The organism is Paraburkholderia sp. SSBN10T (genome assembly GCF_056619545.1).
Genome location: NZ_JBWQQI010000035.1, coordinates 31757 through 48208, shown reverse-complemented (window position 1 = coordinate 48208; position 16452 = coordinate 31757). Strand labels below are relative to the sequence as shown.

General features: G+C 60.6%; 15 protein-coding genes. 5 read left to right on the top strand and 10 right to left on the bottom strand.

From position 1 onward, the window contains the following. Window positions 1–160: 160 nt before the first annotated feature. The gene (locus tag AC1ECK_RS34485) at window positions 161–928 is read right to left on the bottom strand and encodes a crotonase/enoyl-CoA hydratase family protein (protein WP_480327435.1); all 768 of its coding nucleotides are present in this window, start codon (window positions 926–928) and stop codon (window positions 161–163) included. Between the two features lie 231 nt (window positions 929–1159). Between AC1ECK_RS34485 and AC1ECK_RS34480 the strand changes: the two genes are divergently transcribed. Next, on the top strand, window positions 1160–2035 hold the full coding sequence (locus tag AC1ECK_RS34480) for an AraC family transcriptional regulator (RefSeq protein ID WP_480327433.1): 876 nt from the start codon (window positions 1160–1162) through the stop codon (window positions 2033–2035). Here the strand turns inward: AC1ECK_RS34480 and AC1ECK_RS34475 are convergent. Further along, the gene (locus AC1ECK_RS34475; protein WP_480327431.1) at window positions 1963–2586 is read right to left on the bottom strand and encodes an HD domain-containing protein; all 624 of its coding nucleotides are present in this window, start codon (window positions 2584–2586) and stop codon (window positions 1963–1965) included. The two genes, AC1ECK_RS34480 and AC1ECK_RS34475, sit on opposite strands and share 73 nt — an antisense overlap. 315 nt (window positions 2587–2901) lie before the next feature. Between AC1ECK_RS34475 and AC1ECK_RS34470 the strand changes: the two genes are divergently transcribed. Next, window positions 2902–3516, top strand: coding sequence for a LysE family translocator (locus AC1ECK_RS34470; RefSeq protein ID WP_480327429.1), 615 nt, complete (start codon window positions 2902–2904; stop codon window positions 3514–3516). A 242-nt stretch (window positions 3517–3758) separates the two neighbouring features. Here the strand turns inward: AC1ECK_RS34470 and AC1ECK_RS34465 are convergent, their stop codons facing one another. Beyond that, complete coding sequence (locus AC1ECK_RS34465; protein WP_480327427.1) at window positions 3759–5162, bottom strand: aminotransferase-like domain-containing protein; 1404 nt, start codon at window positions 5160–5162, stop codon at window positions 3759–3761. 256 nt (window positions 5163–5418) lie between these two features. Here AC1ECK_RS34465 and aptA point away from each other — a divergent pair, with 256 nt between their 5' ends. Next, on the top strand, window positions 5419–6747 hold the full coding sequence (gene aptA / locus AC1ECK_RS34460; protein WP_480327425.1) for an omega-aminotransferase AptA: 1329 nt from the start codon (window positions 5419–5421) through the stop codon (window positions 6745–6747). 78 nt (window positions 6748–6825) lie between these two features. Here aptA and AC1ECK_RS34455 read toward each other — a convergent pair whose 3' ends face one another. Together AC1ECK_RS34455 and AC1ECK_RS34450 are read right to left on the bottom strand one after the other, a co-directional pair. After that, window positions 6826–7167, bottom strand: coding sequence for a DUF2314 domain-containing protein (locus AC1ECK_RS34455; RefSeq protein ID WP_480327423.1), 342 nt, complete (start codon window positions 7165–7167; stop codon window positions 6826–6828). A 28-nt stretch (window positions 7168–7195) separates the two neighbouring features. Continuing rightward, window positions 7196–7606 carry a HepT-like ribonuclease domain-containing protein gene (locus tag AC1ECK_RS34450; protein WP_480327421.1) on the bottom strand — a complete coding sequence of 137 codons (411 nt, stop codon included), beginning with the start codon at window positions 7604–7606 and terminating at the stop codon, window positions 7196–7198. Window positions 7607–7926: 320 nt separating this feature from the next. Here AC1ECK_RS34450 and AC1ECK_RS34445 point away from each other — a divergent pair, with 320 nt between their 5' ends. Next, window positions 7927–9675, top strand: a complete 1749-nt coding sequence (locus AC1ECK_RS34445; protein WP_480327419.1) for a serine hydrolase — start codon at window positions 7927–7929, stop codon at window positions 9673–9675. Between the two features lie 311 nt (window positions 9676–9986). On the opposite strand, the gene AC1ECK_RS34440 is transcribed toward AC1ECK_RS34445, so the two are convergent. The 4 genes from AC1ECK_RS34440 to AC1ECK_RS34425 form a co-directional block, all read right to left on the bottom strand. Beyond that, window positions 9987–10961 carry a nucleoside hydrolase gene (locus AC1ECK_RS34440; protein WP_480327417.1) on the bottom strand — a complete coding sequence of 325 codons (975 nt, stop codon included), beginning with the start codon at window positions 10959–10961 and terminating at the stop codon, window positions 9987–9989. 100 nt (window positions 10962–11061) lie between these two features. Beyond that, window positions 11062–11475, bottom strand: a complete 414-nt coding sequence (locus tag AC1ECK_RS34435; RefSeq protein ID WP_480327415.1) for a cytidine deaminase — start codon at window positions 11473–11475, stop codon at window positions 11062–11064. Between the two features lie 37 nt (window positions 11476–11512). After that, window positions 11513–12832 (bottom strand): thymidine phosphorylase, encoded by a 1320-nt coding sequence (gene deoA, locus AC1ECK_RS34430; RefSeq protein WP_480327413.1) that lies wholly within the window; start codon window positions 12830–12832, stop codon window positions 11513–11515. Window positions 12833–12948: 116 nt separating this feature from the next. Continuing rightward, on the bottom strand, window positions 12949–14223 hold the full coding sequence (locus AC1ECK_RS34425) for a NupC/NupG family nucleoside CNT transporter (RefSeq protein WP_480327411.1): 1275 nt from the start codon (window positions 14221–14223) through the stop codon (window positions 12949–12951). A 600-nt stretch (window positions 14224–14823) separates the two neighbouring features. Between AC1ECK_RS34425 and AC1ECK_RS34420 the strand changes: the two genes are divergently transcribed. Continuing rightward, window positions 14824–15075 carry a hypothetical protein gene (locus AC1ECK_RS34420; protein WP_480327409.1) on the top strand — a complete coding sequence of 84 codons (252 nt, stop codon included), beginning with the start codon at window positions 14824–14826 and terminating at the stop codon, window positions 15073–15075. Between the two features lie 92 nt (window positions 15076–15167). On the opposite strand, the gene AC1ECK_RS34415 is transcribed toward AC1ECK_RS34420, so the two are convergent. Beyond that, the gene (locus AC1ECK_RS34415; RefSeq protein ID WP_480327407.1) at window positions 15168–16376 is read right to left on the bottom strand and encodes an ABC transporter substrate-binding protein; all 1209 of its coding nucleotides are present in this window, start codon (window positions 16374–16376) and stop codon (window positions 15168–15170) included. Between the last annotated feature and the right edge of the window lie 76 nt (window positions 16377–16452).

Below are 16452 nucleotides of genomic sequence, written 5' to 3'. Positions count from 1 at the left end.
GCCGAGGAACGATGCTGGCCTCGGTTGCCTGTTCGGTCCTGTGTGTCCTGGTTCCAGCCTCACCCGGCGAAACCGGACCCGGCCGCTGCTGCCGCCTCGCACCTGGCTCCTGGACAGCAAACCTGATCTGGACGCCTCGCCCTACCCGCGCTACCTTTACTCAGCGGGACCCAGACTTCTTCCGGTTCAGGAATGTCTCCATTCGCGCCGCTGTTTCCGGACCCGACTGAACAACCGATGCGATCAACGCTTCGGTGTACAGGCCCTCGTCCTGCCCCTGTTCGACAATGCGCGGCAGCGCGTGAATAATCGCGTGATTCGTCATCGGCAGGTTCTGGGCGGCGAGCGCCGCAAGTTCTACCGCCTTATCCACGGCTGCGCCGACCGGAACGAGATATTGCGCCACCCCGCGAGAGACACTCTCCGCTGCTGCGAGCGGGCGTCCGGTCAGCATCATGTCCATCATCAATGCCGTGCCCGCGAGCCGGGGGAAACGAACCGAGGCCCCAAGCCCGACGTAGAGTCCACGCGCGCCTTCAGGCAACGAAAAGTAGGCGGACTCGTCCATCACGCGAATATGACAGGCGGTCGCGATTTCGAGCCCAGCGCCGATCGCCGCGCCGGAAATGGCCGCAATCACCGGCACCTTGCCAAACTGGATCAGTTGGAAGAGGTCCTGCCATTCCCTGAAAAAATTAAAGCAATCGATAACGGACTGCCCTTTGACTTCGCCGAGATCGAGCCCCGAGCAGAAGTGCTGGCCGGTGCTGTAAAGTACTGCGGCGCCGACATCGTCCGGAATATTCGAGAATATTTCGTGCAATCCCAACATCACGGCTTTGGGCATTGCATTGCGCTTTTCCGGCCGATCGAGTCCGACCAGCAAAATATTTTGCTGTCGAGATACCTTAATAAAAGTGCTTTCCATCTATTACCAACCCCGTGTGAATATTGAAGCGTGATACTAGCGTGCAATTCACCGGGCAACGTTGCGAAATCGGGCGTTCTTATGTCAAAATCGGGCCATGCTTATCGCGTGGCCAAACGATGAGTTTGATGCATTTTAAATTACTCCTTTTCCGCACCTGATGGCGCCTGGCGTGACTTCTGATTTGACGGAACGATTGGCCGAACGGCAAACGAACTACGGCGAGCAAAGATGAAAGACGAGCTAACTGGGGTCGTTGTTACCACGCGCACGTTCGGGCCCGGGGATGTGTTCGCCCGGCACACTCACGAGGAAGGACAATTCGCCTATGCGGCAACCGGCGGCATCTCGATGTTTACCGATAACGGCAACTGGATCGTCCCCGCGCAACGGGCGATCTGGGTTCCCGCCAATGTCGGCCACGAAATGCACATGCACGGTGCGGTGACCATGCTGAATACATTTATTGGGGATTTAGCGGCCCGGTTTGCCGCCCTGCCGGCTTACTGCCAGGTATATGGCGTTTCCGCTTTACTTAGGCACCTGTTCGAAGCCATGTTGGCGTTGCCGCCGGGTGCCAGCGCGCGACGTGCACGCCTGGAAGCGATTCTGCTGGATGAGTTGAGCGGCATGCCGCGGCTACCGTTGAATGTGCCGCTGCCGCAAGACCCGCGGCTCTTTAAAGCGTGCCGGCATATGCTCAATGCGCCCAATCAGGCCATCTCGATCGACGAAATGGCCAGCATGGCCAATATGAGCCGCCGGACTTTCACACGGCAGTTCCGTGAGGCAACCGGCGCCAGTTTCCTGGTCTGGAAGCAGCAGATTTGCGTGCTCGAGGCTTTGTCCCGGTTGAGCATGGGAGCCAGCGTCAAAGATGTCTCCGCCGATCTCGGATACAGCAGTACAAGCGCTTTTTCCGCCGCGTTCAAACTTCTTCTCGGTGATGCACCGGTCCGGTATCTTGCTCGATACCGCGAGCTCACACTTTCGCCCAACGACTCTGAACCGAGCGCACCGTCCTGCAACGATCTTCAGGGCGTGCGATATCCGGAGATGTCGAAGCCTGCGGACATCAGTTTCTCCGCCCCGTCGTTTTCGATGTGACGGCGGAAAGTGTCTAGAAAAGAGTCAAAAGCGGTAAATTTTCCAAGCCGAAACGTCATCCCGCGCTCCACCTCCAGCCACGTTGAGATATCAGCTTCGTTGTGCTGCATTTGGGCCTCGAGCTTATCCAGCGCGACCGCTACTTTGGCCTCGTAACTCTCGGCCGTCTCGAACTCGTTCCAGAGTGTCTCTACTTCCTGTCCGAGTCCGGGCGGCAGCATGGAACGGATCTTCTGCATGGATTCCCGTTCGCTTTGCTGCTTGCGCTGCTTTTTTTCGCTGTCGTTGATCACATCGAACGCGGGAACATCTCCACTGATCGCCTCGACCAGATCGTGGACAATAATCATTCTCAGGACTCTCAGTTCGTCTATCTCTTTGTCCAGATACTTCGACACGAGCATCGCCATCAACGACATACGCCACGTGTGTTCCGCGACACTTTCATGACGTCCGTCTGAAGTCCAACTATGTCGCATCGTGCATTTCAGTTTCTCTGCGAGACCTAGCAGCGAGACAATCTGAGCGACATTTTCTGCAATAACAGTCATATCTTTTCTTCCGCGTTTAAATTCGAAATGCATATAAGAAAGGAGCCTTCGTTTAATTCGCCTTGCATTAAATTAATCATCTGGAAGCGAAAAAATTTAGATCCTTATCTTAATCGAATATTTCCGGTGCTCCGGCACCGCGTCGATCCGCATGATATTCGCACTGATCGATCATCTGGGAACCCGGAACCACGCCGCGGCGCCCAGAGGCAAGCCCGCCCCATCTGTACCGGACACCATGATCCAATCTGTACCGTTACTGTACTGGCCCGAATCGATAAACTGCTTCAAAACGCATCGACACCGGAGCCACCCATGTCCTTCGAATCCCTGAGCGCGCTGCCCGCCGGCATCCTGTTCGCGCTCGTCACCACCATCACGCCGGGGCCCAACAACACCATGTTGCTTGCCTCAGGCGTCAATTTCGGCTTTCGCCGCACCCTGCCTCATCTGTTCGGCATTAGCGCGGGCGTCGTGTTGCTGATGCTGTCGGTCGGTTTCGGGCTCGGCGAAGCGTTTCACCGTTTCCCTCTGCTGTACTCGGCGCTGGAAATTGCCAGCGTCGCCTACCTGCTGTATCTCGCGTGGAAGATCGGCACGTCCGGCGAAGTGAAATTGCGCAAAGGCGAGCGCCGCCCCATGAAATTTTACGAGGCCATCGCCTTCCAGTGGGTCAATCCGAAGGCATGGATGATGGTGCTGACTGCCGCGACGACGGTTCACGTCAGCGAGAACTTCGGCACCAATGTCGTGTTGATGGCCGTGCTGTTTTACGTGATCGGTTTTCCATGCATCTGTCTGTGGGCCGGTTTCGGCACGGCGATGCGGCAAGTGCTCGCGGACCCGAAGCGGCTGCGCATCTTCAATGTGGCGATGGCGCTGCTGCTCGTGATGACGCTGTATCCGATTGCAGCGCGTTTGCTGAGCTAGTCAAGGCAGGAGCCTGTGCAAGCGGCTCCTGCATCGTTATGTTTCTGTCGTGCCGCTGCTCAAGCACATCGCCTAGCCCCGTGACCACGCGTTGATCGCATTGCACTTGCCGCACCGGCCACTGCGGCGAGTGATCGGCATGCTGGAAAGCGAGCGTCAGCCCAGCATCACGGCTGTGTTGCGGCAGCAATTGCTGCAAGCGTCGAAGTAGGCATCGCGGGTCTTTCTGGTTGAACCGGAACTCACCCCACCCGCTCAATAAACCTCCACAACGCATCCTCAGTCGAATACGGTGCATTGAACCGAAACCACGCACTGGCCGCATCATCCGGTCTGAAATACGACCCCGGCGCCAACCAGATGCCGTGCGCGAGCGCCGCCGTCGCGACCGCCCCGGCCCGCTCGGCTTCAATCGGCAAGCGCGCCCACAAAAACAGCCCCGCCCGCGGCCGATGAAACAGCTCGAGCCCCAGTGCATCGAGCCGCTCTTCCACCACTGCATGCGCAGCCTTGAGCCGCTCGTTCACGTCCTCGACATGACGCGCGTAACGCCCTTCCAGCAGCACCTTGTCGACAATCCGCTCGATCGTCTCCGACGACGTCAGCCCCACCGCCATCTTCGTGCGCGCCAGTTCGCGCAGCACGTCGCGCTCGGCCACCACATAGCCGCAACGCAGCCCCGGTGTGACGGTCTTCGAGAAGCCGCCCACATACAGCACCCGCTGCAAGCCTTCCATCGCAGCAAACAGAGGCGCCCCCGGCGGCGCGAGTTCACGGCTCACGTCGTCCTCGATCACCCACATGCGTGCCCGCTCGGCAATCTGCAGCAGGCGGAACGCCGCCGCCATGCCGAAGCTTGCGCCGGTCGGGTTCTGCAGCGTCGTATTGACGAAGATCGCCTTGGGCCGGTGCTCGGCCACCAGCGCTTCGAGCACCTCGGTATCGACGCCCGCCGGCGTGCGCGGCACGCCGTACACGACCAGCCCCGCCAGCTTGAGAATCTGCAGCAGGTTGCAGTAACCCGGGTCTTCGACGAGCACCACGTCGCCCGCCCGCAGCAGCGTGCGCACAATCAGATCCAGCGCCTGGGTTGCGCCTTGCGTCAGCAGCACATTCGAAACTTCGACCGGCAAGCCGTGCCGGTCGAGTTGCCCGGCAATGCGCTCGCGCAGCGGCGCAAATCCGTACGGATGACCGTAATCGCCCATACGCGGCCCCGGCACCCGGCTCATGGCCCGCAGCGCATGCTGCAGGCCGCTTTCGTTGATCCATTCGTTCGGCAGCCAGCCGCCGCCCGCCTTGATCGGCACCGAATGATCGGCGAACACATCGGAGAGCAGCCAGGTGGCGGTGAGGCTGGGTGGCTGCCAGTCGGTCGCGCTCGCGCGGGCGGCCTGCGCCCGCGGCGCCACCCGGTAGCCCGAGCCGCGCCGGGCAACCACCAACCCCATGGAAACCAGACGGTTGTATGCTTCTGTAACGGTGAAGGTGCTCAGTTCATGGCTCGACGCCAGTTGCCGCACCGACGGCAGCAGGGCTCCCGCCCGCAGCGATTGCGCCTCGATGGCGCGCGCAAAGCCCTGGACGAGCTGCTCGACGAGGGTAGGCGCGGTGCGGCGGTCGCGTTCCAGTTCAAGTTCAATCATGGCGAGGCACGCTATGGTGCGAGTGAGGCAAAACGGACCCAACTGGACCCAATCGGACAAGCGACGAAGCACGCGAATGCCCATAGATAACCAACACAGTTAACGCAACTTCGCCTGCACAGTTAGCAGCGCAGTGCATCAACTGTTTATGTCCGCCATTTAACAGCGGACGCTACAGTTTCGCAACGCCCCATCCCACAGGGATTTCCTCCGCTTGAAGGAAGTCGCCTTGGGGGACCACTTCGAGGAGAAAACCATGACTTCGCGCCCCGTCATCGACGATCTGTCGTCTTTCTGGATGCCCTTCACCGCCAACCGCCAGTTCAAGGCTGCGCCGCGCCTGCTGGAATCGGCCAAGGGCATGTACTACCGCGCAACGGACGGGCGCGAGGTGCTCGACGGCTGCGCCGGCCTCTGGTGCGTGAACGCCGGCCACAGCCGCGACGAGATCGTCGCCGCGGTCACCGAGCAACTTTCCACGCTCGACTTCGCGCCGACCTTCCAGATGGGCCACCCACTCGCATTCGAAGCGGCCGCGAAGGTCGCCGAACTGATGCCCGCCGGCCTCGACCGGATTTTCTTCACCAACTCGGGTTCGGAGTCGGTGGATACGGCGCTCAAGATCGCACTGGCCTATCATCGCGCGCGTGGCGAGGGTCAGCGCACGCGTCTGATCGGCCGCGAGCGCGGGTATCACGGTGTGGGCTTCGGCGGCATTTCCGTGGGCGGCATCGCGCCGAACCGCAAGATTTTTTCGGGCGCGCTGCTGCCGTCCGTCGATCATCTGCCGCACACGCACAATCTCGAACACAATGCATTCTCGAAGGGCCAGCCCGCATGGGGCGCGCATCTGGCAGACGAGCTCGAGCGCATCGTCACGCTGCACGACGCGTCGACGATCGCCGCGGTGATCGTCGAGCCGGTGGCCGGCTCCACGGGCGTGCTGATTCCGCCGCAAGGCTATCTGCAGAAACTGCGCGACATCTGCACCAAGCACGGCATTCTGTTGATTTTCGACGAAGTGATTACCGGCTTTGGACGCCTGGGGAAAGCCACGGCCAGCGAGTATTTCGGCATCACGCCGGACCTGCTGACCATGGCGAAAGCCATCAACAACGCCGCCATCCCGATGGGCGCCGTGGCCGCCAGCCGCACGATTCACGACACCATCGTCAATAGCGGCGCGCAAGGTGCGATCGAGCTGTTCCACGGCTATACGTATTCGGCGCATCCGGCGGCGGCTGCCGCGGCCGTGGCGACGCTTGATCTCTATCGCCGCGAAGATCTGTTTGCGCGTGCGGCGTCGCTCGCGCCGGCGTTCGAGACGGCCGCTCACGCGCTGCGCGATGCCAAACATGTGAAGGACATTCGCAATCTCGGCATGGTTGCCGGGATCGAACTCGAACCGCGCGACGGGGCGCCGGGCGCACGTGCCTATGAGGCTTTCGTTAAGTGCTTCGAGGCTGGGGTGCTGGTTCGGTTTACGGGCGATATTCTCGCGTTTTCGCCGCCGCTCATTATCAGTGAAGAGCAGATTCAGCACATCTTCAAGACTGTGCGGGACGTGCTTGCTACGGTTCAGTGACGGCTTGACGGGTGGCGGCATCGTGCCGCTGCCCGTGAGCTGGCGGCGCGGCCGGCAGCCATTTCAATTTCTTCGTTCCTAGTCGTTTGAATCCCAAATCGCGATGACATGACGGGACTGGAAGGTCACCTCAAATCCAGCGGTCATATCGCGTGTGCATAGCGGGTTGTTGTCGAGCCTTCCATAGTAAAAACCACCTTCGACGCGCTCTGTCGTTACCCACATACGCTCAACGTTGATTTTTTCAGTTCCAGACTCGTCCACGGTTCGAATGCGGAAAATCAACTTCACCGTCTCCCCGGCGACAAGACCCTCCCGTCGGTCACGCTCAGGCAACCAGAATGTAGATGGGTGCGCCTGAGCAATGACCTCTGCATCATCAAGCTCCCAACCGTCCCGCGTAATTTCCGAACGCATCATAAATCGATCCCTGTTTCCCCGTTTTCCATTAGAAACCGCAGTCGCGCGGAAAACTTCCTTGCAGCCAGTCTTGCCAATCCCACGCGTACGCGCATTCACCTTCGCCATCTATCACAGGGTGGTGCTTCGTCACGATGTCCCAAACGATTTCAAGATCCACGTCGAAATAGCCGTGCGCCACCCGATTCCGCATACCGATCATCTGGTTCCACGGTAGCGCGGGACTCGGTTTGGTGTGGATGAAATCAAAAAAGCCTTCGCGGATTTTCGTTGCGACCTCGCCGATGATGACGAGGTTCATCATCACCGCCTGCTGCCTCATCTTGTCGCCGAGAAAATCTTCTCTTTCGACACCAGCGATATGTTGCTGGGCAAACCGTGCGGCTTCCAACATATGGTCCAGATAGTCGGCCAACCTCAACTGCTGCCTGTCATTCATACGGGACCGCCTCGACCAAAACCTAGGCCCTGAGAAAGTGGCCGCACTCTGCCCGATCAACTGATCGCGCGATCCCTCACCGGCGACGGCTATGCGAAAGGCATATTCCGTCCCGGAGCGGACTTTCGTGACTCTCCAAAGCAGACGCTCGTCCGGCTTTAGACGGTAGTCAATCAGACCATTTAAAGGGGCCCAATTCCTTGGGCGTGTCGAGGACAGGCGATTCAACGCCAGCGTGTCAAACTAAAGTCAGTTATGGTTACACGTTTTCACAAGAAGCTCTGCGTTTATACATTTTCATTCAATTGAAAGGAAGTTCAATGCTGAGCGATCCGAGCAAGTCAGGTTTGGGCGACGTCGATGCGTACGTCGAAACACTTGTGCGCGACTGGCACGCGCCGGGGATCGGCGTAAGCATTGTCAGAAACGATGAGGTAGTGTCAGCGCGAGGCTACGGTCATCGCGACGCTGCGAATGCGCTGCCGTTTACCGCATCGACGCTGTTTCCAATTGCATCGAACACAAAACTTTTTACCGCGATCGCCGCAGGGTTGCTCGTCGAACGTGGGCTGCTAACCTTCGATGAGCCGATTCGCTATGCAGTTCCCAGTCTTCGGTTTTACGACCAGTCACTTGATGCGGCTGTCACGTTACGCGACATGCTCGGACACAAAACCGGCGTGCCTCGCTATGACATGATCTGGTACGAATCGGATAATTCGACGAAAGACCTCTTCGAGCGCATCCGCTTCATGAAGCCAATCGCTCCGCTCCGATCACGGATCATCTACAACAACATGATGTACGAAGCGGTTGGCCACATCATTGAGTTGATAAGCGGAAAGCCGTGGCATCAATTCGTCCGGGACGAGATTTTGACCCCACTCGGTATGCACCGGACGTTGTTCACATACGGGGACGCTAAAGCAGATCGCCAAGGGGACTACGCCCTACCTTTCTCCGAACGACGCGACAGCGATGAATTTTGGCAACTGCCTTCGCCGAAAGACGACGACTGCAGCCCGGCGGGCAGCATCGTCGCGAGTCTGGACGACATCGCGCGTTGGTCGATCATGTTGATGAATAACGGCCTGATCGACGGCAAGCAACTGATCCCCGCTGGCGTTCTAAACGCGACGCTCGCTCCCGGCTTGCCGTGGCCGAACGAAATGAGCGATGTCCTCGGCTTTGAATCCGATCTAAACGGCATCTATGGCATGGGGCGCATAACGGCGGTATTTCGCGGTCATCTATTGACGAGCCACGGCGGCGCCTTGCGAGGGTTCCATTCGCAGGTTTCATATCTGCCGAAAGAGAAGATCGGCATCTCCGTGTTCGTGATCGGCGACCATTGCGCACCTCTCAGCAATGCGATCGGCTTTGACCTCTATAGTCGCGCGCTTGGTCTCGACGAGACAGACTGGACGGCGCGTCTGTACGAGTTTGCAGTAAAGGAAAAGAATACGATGCGTGAGGCGAGAGCACGCTCGGTGCCGCGCGAAGTGCCCAATACGCGCCCATCACATGACTTGCGAGATTATGTCGGCTCGTACGAGCATCCTGCATACGGACGGCTCCATATAACGACTGACGGCACGCGACTTCAGTTTGGTTTTCGCCATATCAACCAGCCCCTGAATCACTTCCATTACGACCGCTTTGACACCCCTGATGACGAGGCAGACGGCGGATGGTCAGTTTTATTCCTTACTAGCGCTTTGGGCGACATTGATCGCGTGGTGATGCGCCTTGACGAGGCCGAGGCCGTGTTCGTTCGTCGGCCGATACGTCCTGATGCGGAGTTGCTTGCAAAACTGGTTGGTACGTACGAGACGCCTTTCGGCATCAGGATCGGCGTCCAATTAAATCGTGACGGCGACATCTTGATATCCATTCCGGGCGAACCTGCGAGCGTACTCGAAACCTTCGGAGGCCTGCAATTTCGCAGCAGTGCGTTTCCCGACGTCACGTTCGAATTCGTCCTTAAGGAGGGGCACGTGAAAGCGCTTCGTCACTGGGATGCGCATGCGGAGATTGAATGGGCGCGTACTGACGACGCGGTCCCCTGACGCGCAAAAAACGACGTCTCATTGAAAAGTCAGTCAGGCTTATCGGGCCTTGAATGTTGCCTGTTACGCGATGCCGGGATGTCTTCCGAAGGATTCGTTCGTTAGCGATAGGCCAAAGGACCGCAAAGGTCGTTTGTTGACGATCCGCGCCTTGGGGTGATTATCCGCTTTTGGCCGAACTGAGCCGGACAGCCCTAGCGCCACATGTGCTTGTTGCGGCTCACCCGCGCCCGTAAACTGCCGCTTCCTAGCCATCGGCCGCCAGCGGCGCATAGCACAACCGGCGGCACCCGCGCGATCCAAGGCCCGGGTTATGCAGCCTTTCCGACAATGGTCTCGTAGTAAAGCTTCAAAAAACCCTCCACGTCCACATCCACGCAGACATCCTGCTGGGTGAACGTATCCCAGTCCGGCGCGGGCACGCCCATCGTCGCGGGCTTCTGAATAGTCTGGCCAACCGCCAGCCCTTCCACCACGACCCGCACCGCCCCGCGTCTGATCTGATAAAGCTCGGGCGCCACCAACCAGGCCACCGCCGACGAGTCATGCACATAGATGCCGTGCACGCCCGAACTCTCGATATGGAACTGCTCGTAGTGGCGCGACACGTCCCAGATGAACTGTCCATCCGCGCCGCCGTTCTGACGAAGGCGGTCGAGATACGCCGTGCTCATCACCGCCTTTTGCGTCACGTCGAGTCCCACCGCCGTGACTTTCCAGGCCGCGGCAAAGACCTGATCGGCCGCATCCGGATCGGCGGAAATATTCGCCTCTGCACAGGGACTGACATTGCCCAACACGCCGTTGATGCCGAACGCCCCGCCCATGATGATGACCTGCTTGACCAGGTGCTGGATCTCGGGATCCTCCTGCAACGCGAGCGCGAGATTGGTCAGCGGTCCGACGGCGATGAGGTTGATCTCATGCGGATGCTTGCGGATCTCGTCGATGATGAAGCGATGCGCCGGCCTCGCGTCGAGGCGGCCACGGCCATCGTCTTGCAGCTCCGGCAAGTCGATGTCGCCCAGCCCGTTGTACCCGTGAATATGCGGGATCGGCTCGGGTGCCGCCCTGCGCAGCGGCCTAGCCGCCCCGCGTGCCACCACGACCGAGGGTTTCGCAAACCGCTCGACCAGATAAACCGCACTACGCGTGGTGGTTTCGATCGTTGCATTGCCGAACACGGACGTCACGCCGATCAGTTCGATCTCTGGATGACGCGTCTGAAACACCAGCGCCATCGAGTCGTCGACGCCGGGGTCCGTGTCGAAAATTACCTTGTGCATGATTTGACACTCACGTTGTGTGCAAAGAAAAAGGCCCCAGCGCAAGCCGGGCGAGCCGGGGCTGTTGCGCGTGCTAAACGCGAAAACGCGGCGCGCGTCGTCAAGCGGCGGACGAGCCGCCAGACTCAAGATAAAACGCACCCGGCAGCAGCGCACCGGCACTGGTCACTTCCACCTTGCCGTCCAGATTGGTCAGTACAACCTCGAGCTGCGGCGAGCCCAGTTCGATCATCACCTGGCGGCAGGCGCCGCACGGCGCGATCGGTCCGTCGGTCTTGCCGGTCACCGCCAGCGTCTTGAACTGCCCCGGACGATAACCGGCCGCCACCGCACTAAACAGCGCCGTGCGTTCCGCGCAATTGCACAGGCCGTACGAGGCGTTCTCGACATTGCAGCCATGAAAAATCTTGCCGTCGTGGGTCTCCACCGCCGCGCCGACCAGAAAGCCCGAATAAGGCGCATAGGCACGCTCGCGTGCCTTGCGTGCCTCGTCAATCAGATGTGCGTGCTTCATTGTTCCTCCGCATCGGGACCAGCACTCTGCCGAGTCGCTAGTCGATCAGTTCGTACACGCTGGCCGGCACGGCAGCGCGAGTGTCCGCCAGCGTGCAGGCTGCCAGGATGTCACGCGCCGCTTGCTGGGCTGCGGACGAATCGCGGGCGTGAATCCGCGCCAACGGAGCGCCCGCCTCGACGTATTGTCCGAGTTCGACGAGGTCTGTCAAACCGACCTGATAATCGATGCCGTCTTCAGGACGTCTTCTGCCTCCACCGAGGCCGACCACGATCAATCCTGCCGCCCGGCAATCGATGCGCGTCACATACCCGGCGCGCGGCGCGGCGACCGTCAACACGACCGGCGCTTCGCCAAGATAGCGCCCGGGTGCGTCCAGCAAGTCGCCCGGGCCGCCGAGCGCGTGCACCATCCGCGCGAAACGCTCCGCGGCCGCGCCCGAATCGAGCGCGGCGTTCAACCTGGCGCCGGCCTCCGCCGTGTCGGCGGCGAGGCCGCCCAGCAGGAGCATCTGTGTGGCCAGCGCCAGCGTGACCTCGTGAACGCGCGGCGGACGAATGCGCCCAGTCAGATACTCGATCGCGTAGCGGACCTCCAGCGCGTTGCCCGCACACGACGCGAGCGGCTGATTCATATCGGTGAGCACGGCGGTCGTTTTCATGCCGGCGCCGTTACCCGCGTCGACGATGCTGCGTGCCAGCTCCACCGACTTTTCATAGCTCGGCATGAAGGCGCCCGAGCCGACCTTGATGTCCATGGTCAGCGCGGCCAGCCCTGCCGCGAGCTTCTTCGAGAGGATCGAGGCCGTAATCATCGCAACCGATTCGACCGTCGCCGTCACGTCGCGGATCGCATAGATGCGCTTGTCGGCCGGCGCAAGTTGCGCCGTCTGGCCAATGATCGCCACGCCGACCTCGCGGACCACGCGCTGAAATTCTCGCGTTTCCGGCACCAGGTTATAGCCGGGTATCGAGGCAAGCTTGTCGAGCGTCCCGCCGGTGTGGCCGAGGCCGCGCCCCGAGATCATCGGCACGAAACCGCCGCAGGCGGCCACCATCGGGCCGAGCAGCAGCGAAGTGAGATCGCCTACGCCGCCTGTCGAATGCTTGTCGATCAGCGGGCCCGGCAGATCGTAGTCGTGCCAGGCCAGCACCTGGCCCGAATCGCGCTGCGCCAGCGTCAAGGCTACGCATTCGTCGACGCTCATGTCGTTGAAGTACACCGCCATCGCGAACGCGGCCACCTGCCCCTCGCTGACGCTGCCGTCGGCGATGCCTCGCACGAACTCGGCGACCTCGTTGCGGCTAAGCGGTTGCTTGTCGCGCTTCTTGCGAATGATTTCCTGTGTCAACGACATGACGATCAACCTCGCAAAATGTAGGAGACCCTGGCGTTACGACAACGGTGCAACTGCTGCTTGTGAGGCGCCACGCGGCATGGTTCGCATGCCATGCCGCACGAAGCCTGCATGCTTCAATGAAATGTCAGGAAAATACCGGCAATCGCCGCGCTCATCAGGTTCGACAGCGTGGCGGCCGCCACGACGCGCAAGCCATAGCGCGCCACCTCGGCGCGGCGCTCCGCGGCCACCGCGCTAAAGCCCCCTGTAAGAATAGCGATCGAGGAGAAGTTGGCAAAGCCGCACAACGCGAACGAGACGATTGCCAGCGTCTTCGGATCCAGTACCTGCAAGCCGGCTGCAGCAACCGATTGTGCGCCCTTGAGGTACGGCGACAGATCCACGTACGCCACGAACTCATTGAGGATAAGCTTTTCGCCAATGAAGTTGCCGGCCAGCGGCGCATCGTGCCACGGCACGCCGATCAACCATGCAACCGGCGCGAACGCCCAACCCAGCATACTTTGCAGTGTGATCTGCGGATGGCCGAACAGACCGGCAATGCCGCTGACAGTCGAATTCAGCAGTGCAATCAGGCCAATGAAGGCAATCAGCATCGCCCCGACGTTGATGGCGATGCGCAGGCCAATCGCGGCTCCCGCTGCGGCCGCTTCGATCACGTTGGCCGAACGCTTCTCGTCGAAACTGAGTCCCTCGAGCACGACGCGGCTCGCCTCGGTGGTCGGAAAAATCAACTTTGCAAACAGCAAGCCACCGGGTATGGCCATAAACGACGCAGCCAGCAGATACTCGAGGTTGACGCCCAGGCCCGCGTAGCCGGCCAGCACGGACCCCGCGACCGAAGCCATGCCGCTCGACATCACTGCAAACAGCTCGGCGCCGGTCATCTGCCGCACAAACGGCTTGACGAAGGCGGGCATCTCGCTCTGACCGAGGAAGATCGTCGCCACTGCCGAACAGGCCTCGACGCGGGTCACACCGAGCAGCTTTTCGAACACGACGCCGAGACCGTTGATGATCCACTTCATCACGCCGATGTGGTACAGCACCGCAATCAGCGCCGTAACGAAGATAATCATGGGCAGCACGCGCAGCGCGAACACGAAGCCGCCGCCGCCAAATAGCTGAAACATCTTTTCGTCGACGAGACCGCCGAACATGAACGACACGCCGCGGTCGCCCATCTGCAAGACATGATTGACGCCGCGCGCGGCGGCTGCAAGCGCCGCACTGCCGAGCGGCACGAACAGCACCAGCGCGCCGATCGCCACCTGGGCAACCAGCGCGGGAACCAAGGTGCGCAGACGGATGCCGCTGCGGTTGGTCGACAGCGCATAAGCGATCAGCAACAGTAAAGCAATGCCACACAGACTGCGTACGATATCCACGTTGTGCTCGCTAGAGAAATGAGGATGACCGGAGGGGTGTAAGCGGGCCGGCGGTTGGCCTCGCCCGCTAACGTGAGTGCGCGCGGCCTGTTTTGGGGACGGCCGCAGGTCCAGAGCGAGGCGTTACGGGGAACGACGCTGTCGTGAGGCGCTTGCGTGGAAGCGTGGCGGTGAAACGGGCTGTGAAGCGGGGGCAACCTTCCTTCGCATACCTATCTTCCTCCTCATACTTTAGTTTCGATCTTCTATAACCCGCCAGGCCGTGCCACATAACGTGCACCACCAGGCCGCCCGCATCCGGCCATCACACAACAAGCCAGGCAGCCAGGCGCGGAATGCCGCAGCGCAGCGAAACCCGCCGTTACGTTGCACGGAATTCGCTCGATGCATCGCGCATGAAAAGGGCTGTCGCACGGCTATCCTGTCCTGTCGGTCAGGTTATAGATGAACAAAAAAATAAAGTACAAGGCTTTTCGCGCGACGGCGGTTCCACAAGCGTGAAATTGCAGAAAAAACCACCAAAACGTGCGTCATCCGCGCGGACGGCGTATGGTTAGAGCAACGGCCGGCGCGGTTTGTCCGGCCAGACGGGAGAGCCGCATGAAGATAGCCACCTTACGCGCAGGCACTCATATCGAAGGCGTCCATTGGGTCGCCGAATATGCCTGGGACGTCCACGAGATTCGCCTGTTTCGGGAAGGGCAGGAAGTGGACGTGCACAATGCACCGTCCACCCTGTTCGGCGATGAAGAGAACGCCGGCTCGAAAAGCTGCGCCGATCATCGGGCAGCAGAAGCGGCTCTGCTCGCGTACTTGCGGCGCTTCGTCGCCGAGCACGACGCGGAGGAATAGCGGAGGAAAGTGGACGCAAATCGCGGCGCAATCGCCGCGCAACAGCGCGGCGATTTCGTCCGGTGCGCGACCTCAGTGTGTATGAGCGTGCCTCAATCAGCCGGACGCAGCTTCTTCACCTCGGCATCCGACGGTTGCACGCTCGCACCGTCGATATAACGGAACGACGTCATCACGCCCTTGCCGTCCTTCACGCCGGTCACACCCACAAACGCGCCCATGGTCGACTGGTTGTCCTGCGCGCGATACGCGATCGGCCCGAACGGCGTGTCGACGTTCAAGCCCTTGAACGCGGCGGCCAGTTTGTCAGGATCGGTGGAACCGGCTTTCTTCAGGCCATCGGCCAGCGACATCAACGCCGAATATCCGACCACCGAACCCAGACGCGGATAGTCGTGATACTTCGCCTGATACGCGTCGACGAATTTCTTGTTGGCAGCCGTATCGATCGAATACCACGGATAGCCGGTCACGATCCAGCCGCTCGGCGCCTCGGCGCCAAGCGGGTCCAGATAATCCGGCTCGCCCGTCAGCAGGGACACCACGCTGCGATCCTTGAAGAGTCCCGTCGTATTGCCCTGGCGGACGAACTTGCCGAGGTCCGCGCCGAACAGCACGTTGAAGATCGCGTCGGGCTTCGCATCGGCAATCGCCTGGGTCACCGCACCCGCATCGAGATTGCCGAGCGGCGTCGCCTGATCGGAGACGAACTCGATATCGGGCTGCGCCGCCTGCATCAGCTTCTTGAAGGTCGCCACCGCCGACTGGCCATACTCGTAGTTCGGGTACACCAGCGCCCAGCGCTTTTTATGCAGCTTGAGCGCTTCCGGCACCAGCATCGCAACCTGCATGTAGGTGGACGGACGCAGACGGTACGTGTACTTGTTGCCGTCGGCCCAGACGATCTTGTCGGTCAGCGGTTCGGCGGCGAGGAAGAAAACATGCCGCTGCTTCGCGTAGTCGGCGAGCGCCAGGCCTGTGTTCGACAGGAAGCCGCCGAACAGCACCTGCACGCCCTCGCCCGTCACCAGTTCCTGCGCGACCCGCACGGTATCGCCGGGGTTAGCGTTGTCGTCGCGCGAGACGACTTCGAGCTTCTTGCCGAGCACGCCGCCGGCCGCGTTCACCTGGTCGAGCGCGAGATTCCAGCCATTCTTGTAAGGACCGAGAAAGGCCGGCTGGGCCTTATAGCTGTTGATTTCGCCAATCTTGATCGTCTCCTGGGCGGTTGCCCCGAGCGCCGTCAGCGACAGCGTCATTGAGAGAGTCAGACGAGAGATCCATCCTGCGCGTGTGGTCATGCGTAGCTCCGTTATGAGTGGGAGTGCGGAAATGCGAATGCAGATGCGGCTGCTTTAGTGCACGGCGTTGCGAGCG

Excerpts from the sequence above, each read along its gene's own strand:
- AC1ECK_RS34450 (WP_480327421.1), bottom strand. The coding sequence starts at position 7,606 with ATGAATGACAGGCAGCAGTTGAGGTTGGCCGACTATCTGGACCATATG.
- AC1ECK_RS34475 (WP_480327431.1), bottom strand. The coding sequence starts at position 2,586 with ATGACTGTTATTGCAGAAAATGTCGCTCAGATTGTCTCGCTGCTAGGT.
- aptA (WP_480327425.1), top strand. The coding sequence starts at position 5,419 with ATGACTTCGCGCCCCGTCATCGACGATCTGTCGTCTTTCTGGATGCCC.
- AC1ECK_RS34465 (WP_480327427.1), bottom strand. The coding sequence starts at position 5,162 with ATGATTGAACTTGAACTGGAACGCGACCGCCGCACCGCGCCTACCCTC.
- AC1ECK_RS34440 (WP_480327417.1), bottom strand. The coding sequence starts at position 10,961 with ATGCACAAGGTAATTTTCGACACGGACCCCGGCGTCGACGACTCGATG.
- AC1ECK_RS34445 (WP_480327419.1), top strand. The coding sequence starts at position 7,927 with ATGCTGAGCGATCCGAGCAAGTCAGGTTTGGGCGACGTCGATGCGTAC.
- AC1ECK_RS34480 (WP_480327433.1), top strand. The coding sequence starts at position 1,160 with ATGAAAGACGAGCTAACTGGGGTCGTTGTTACCACGCGCACGTTCGGG.
- AC1ECK_RS34415 (WP_480327407.1), bottom strand. The coding sequence starts at position 16,376 with ATGACCACACGCGCAGGATGGATCTCTCGTCTGACTCTCTCAATGACG.
- AC1ECK_RS34420 (WP_480327409.1), top strand. The coding sequence starts at position 14,824 with ATGAAGATAGCCACCTTACGCGCAGGCACTCATATCGAAGGCGTCCAT.
- AC1ECK_RS34470 (WP_480327429.1), top strand. The coding sequence starts at position 2,902 with ATGTCCTTCGAATCCCTGAGCGCGCTGCCCGCCGGCATCCTGTTCGCG.
- deoA (WP_480327413.1), bottom strand. The coding sequence starts at position 12,832 with ATGTCGTTGACACAGGAAATCATTCGCAAGAAGCGCGACAAGCAACCG.
- AC1ECK_RS34485 (WP_480327435.1), bottom strand. The coding sequence starts at position 928 with ATGGAAAGCACTTTTATTAAGGTATCTCGACAGCAAAATATTTTGCTG.
- AC1ECK_RS34435 (WP_480327415.1), bottom strand. The coding sequence starts at position 11,475 with ATGAAGCACGCACATCTGATTGACGAGGCACGCAAGGCACGCGAGCGT.
- AC1ECK_RS34455 (WP_480327423.1), bottom strand. The coding sequence starts at position 7,167 with ATGATGCGTTCGGAAATTACGCGGGACGGTTGGGAGCTTGATGATGCA.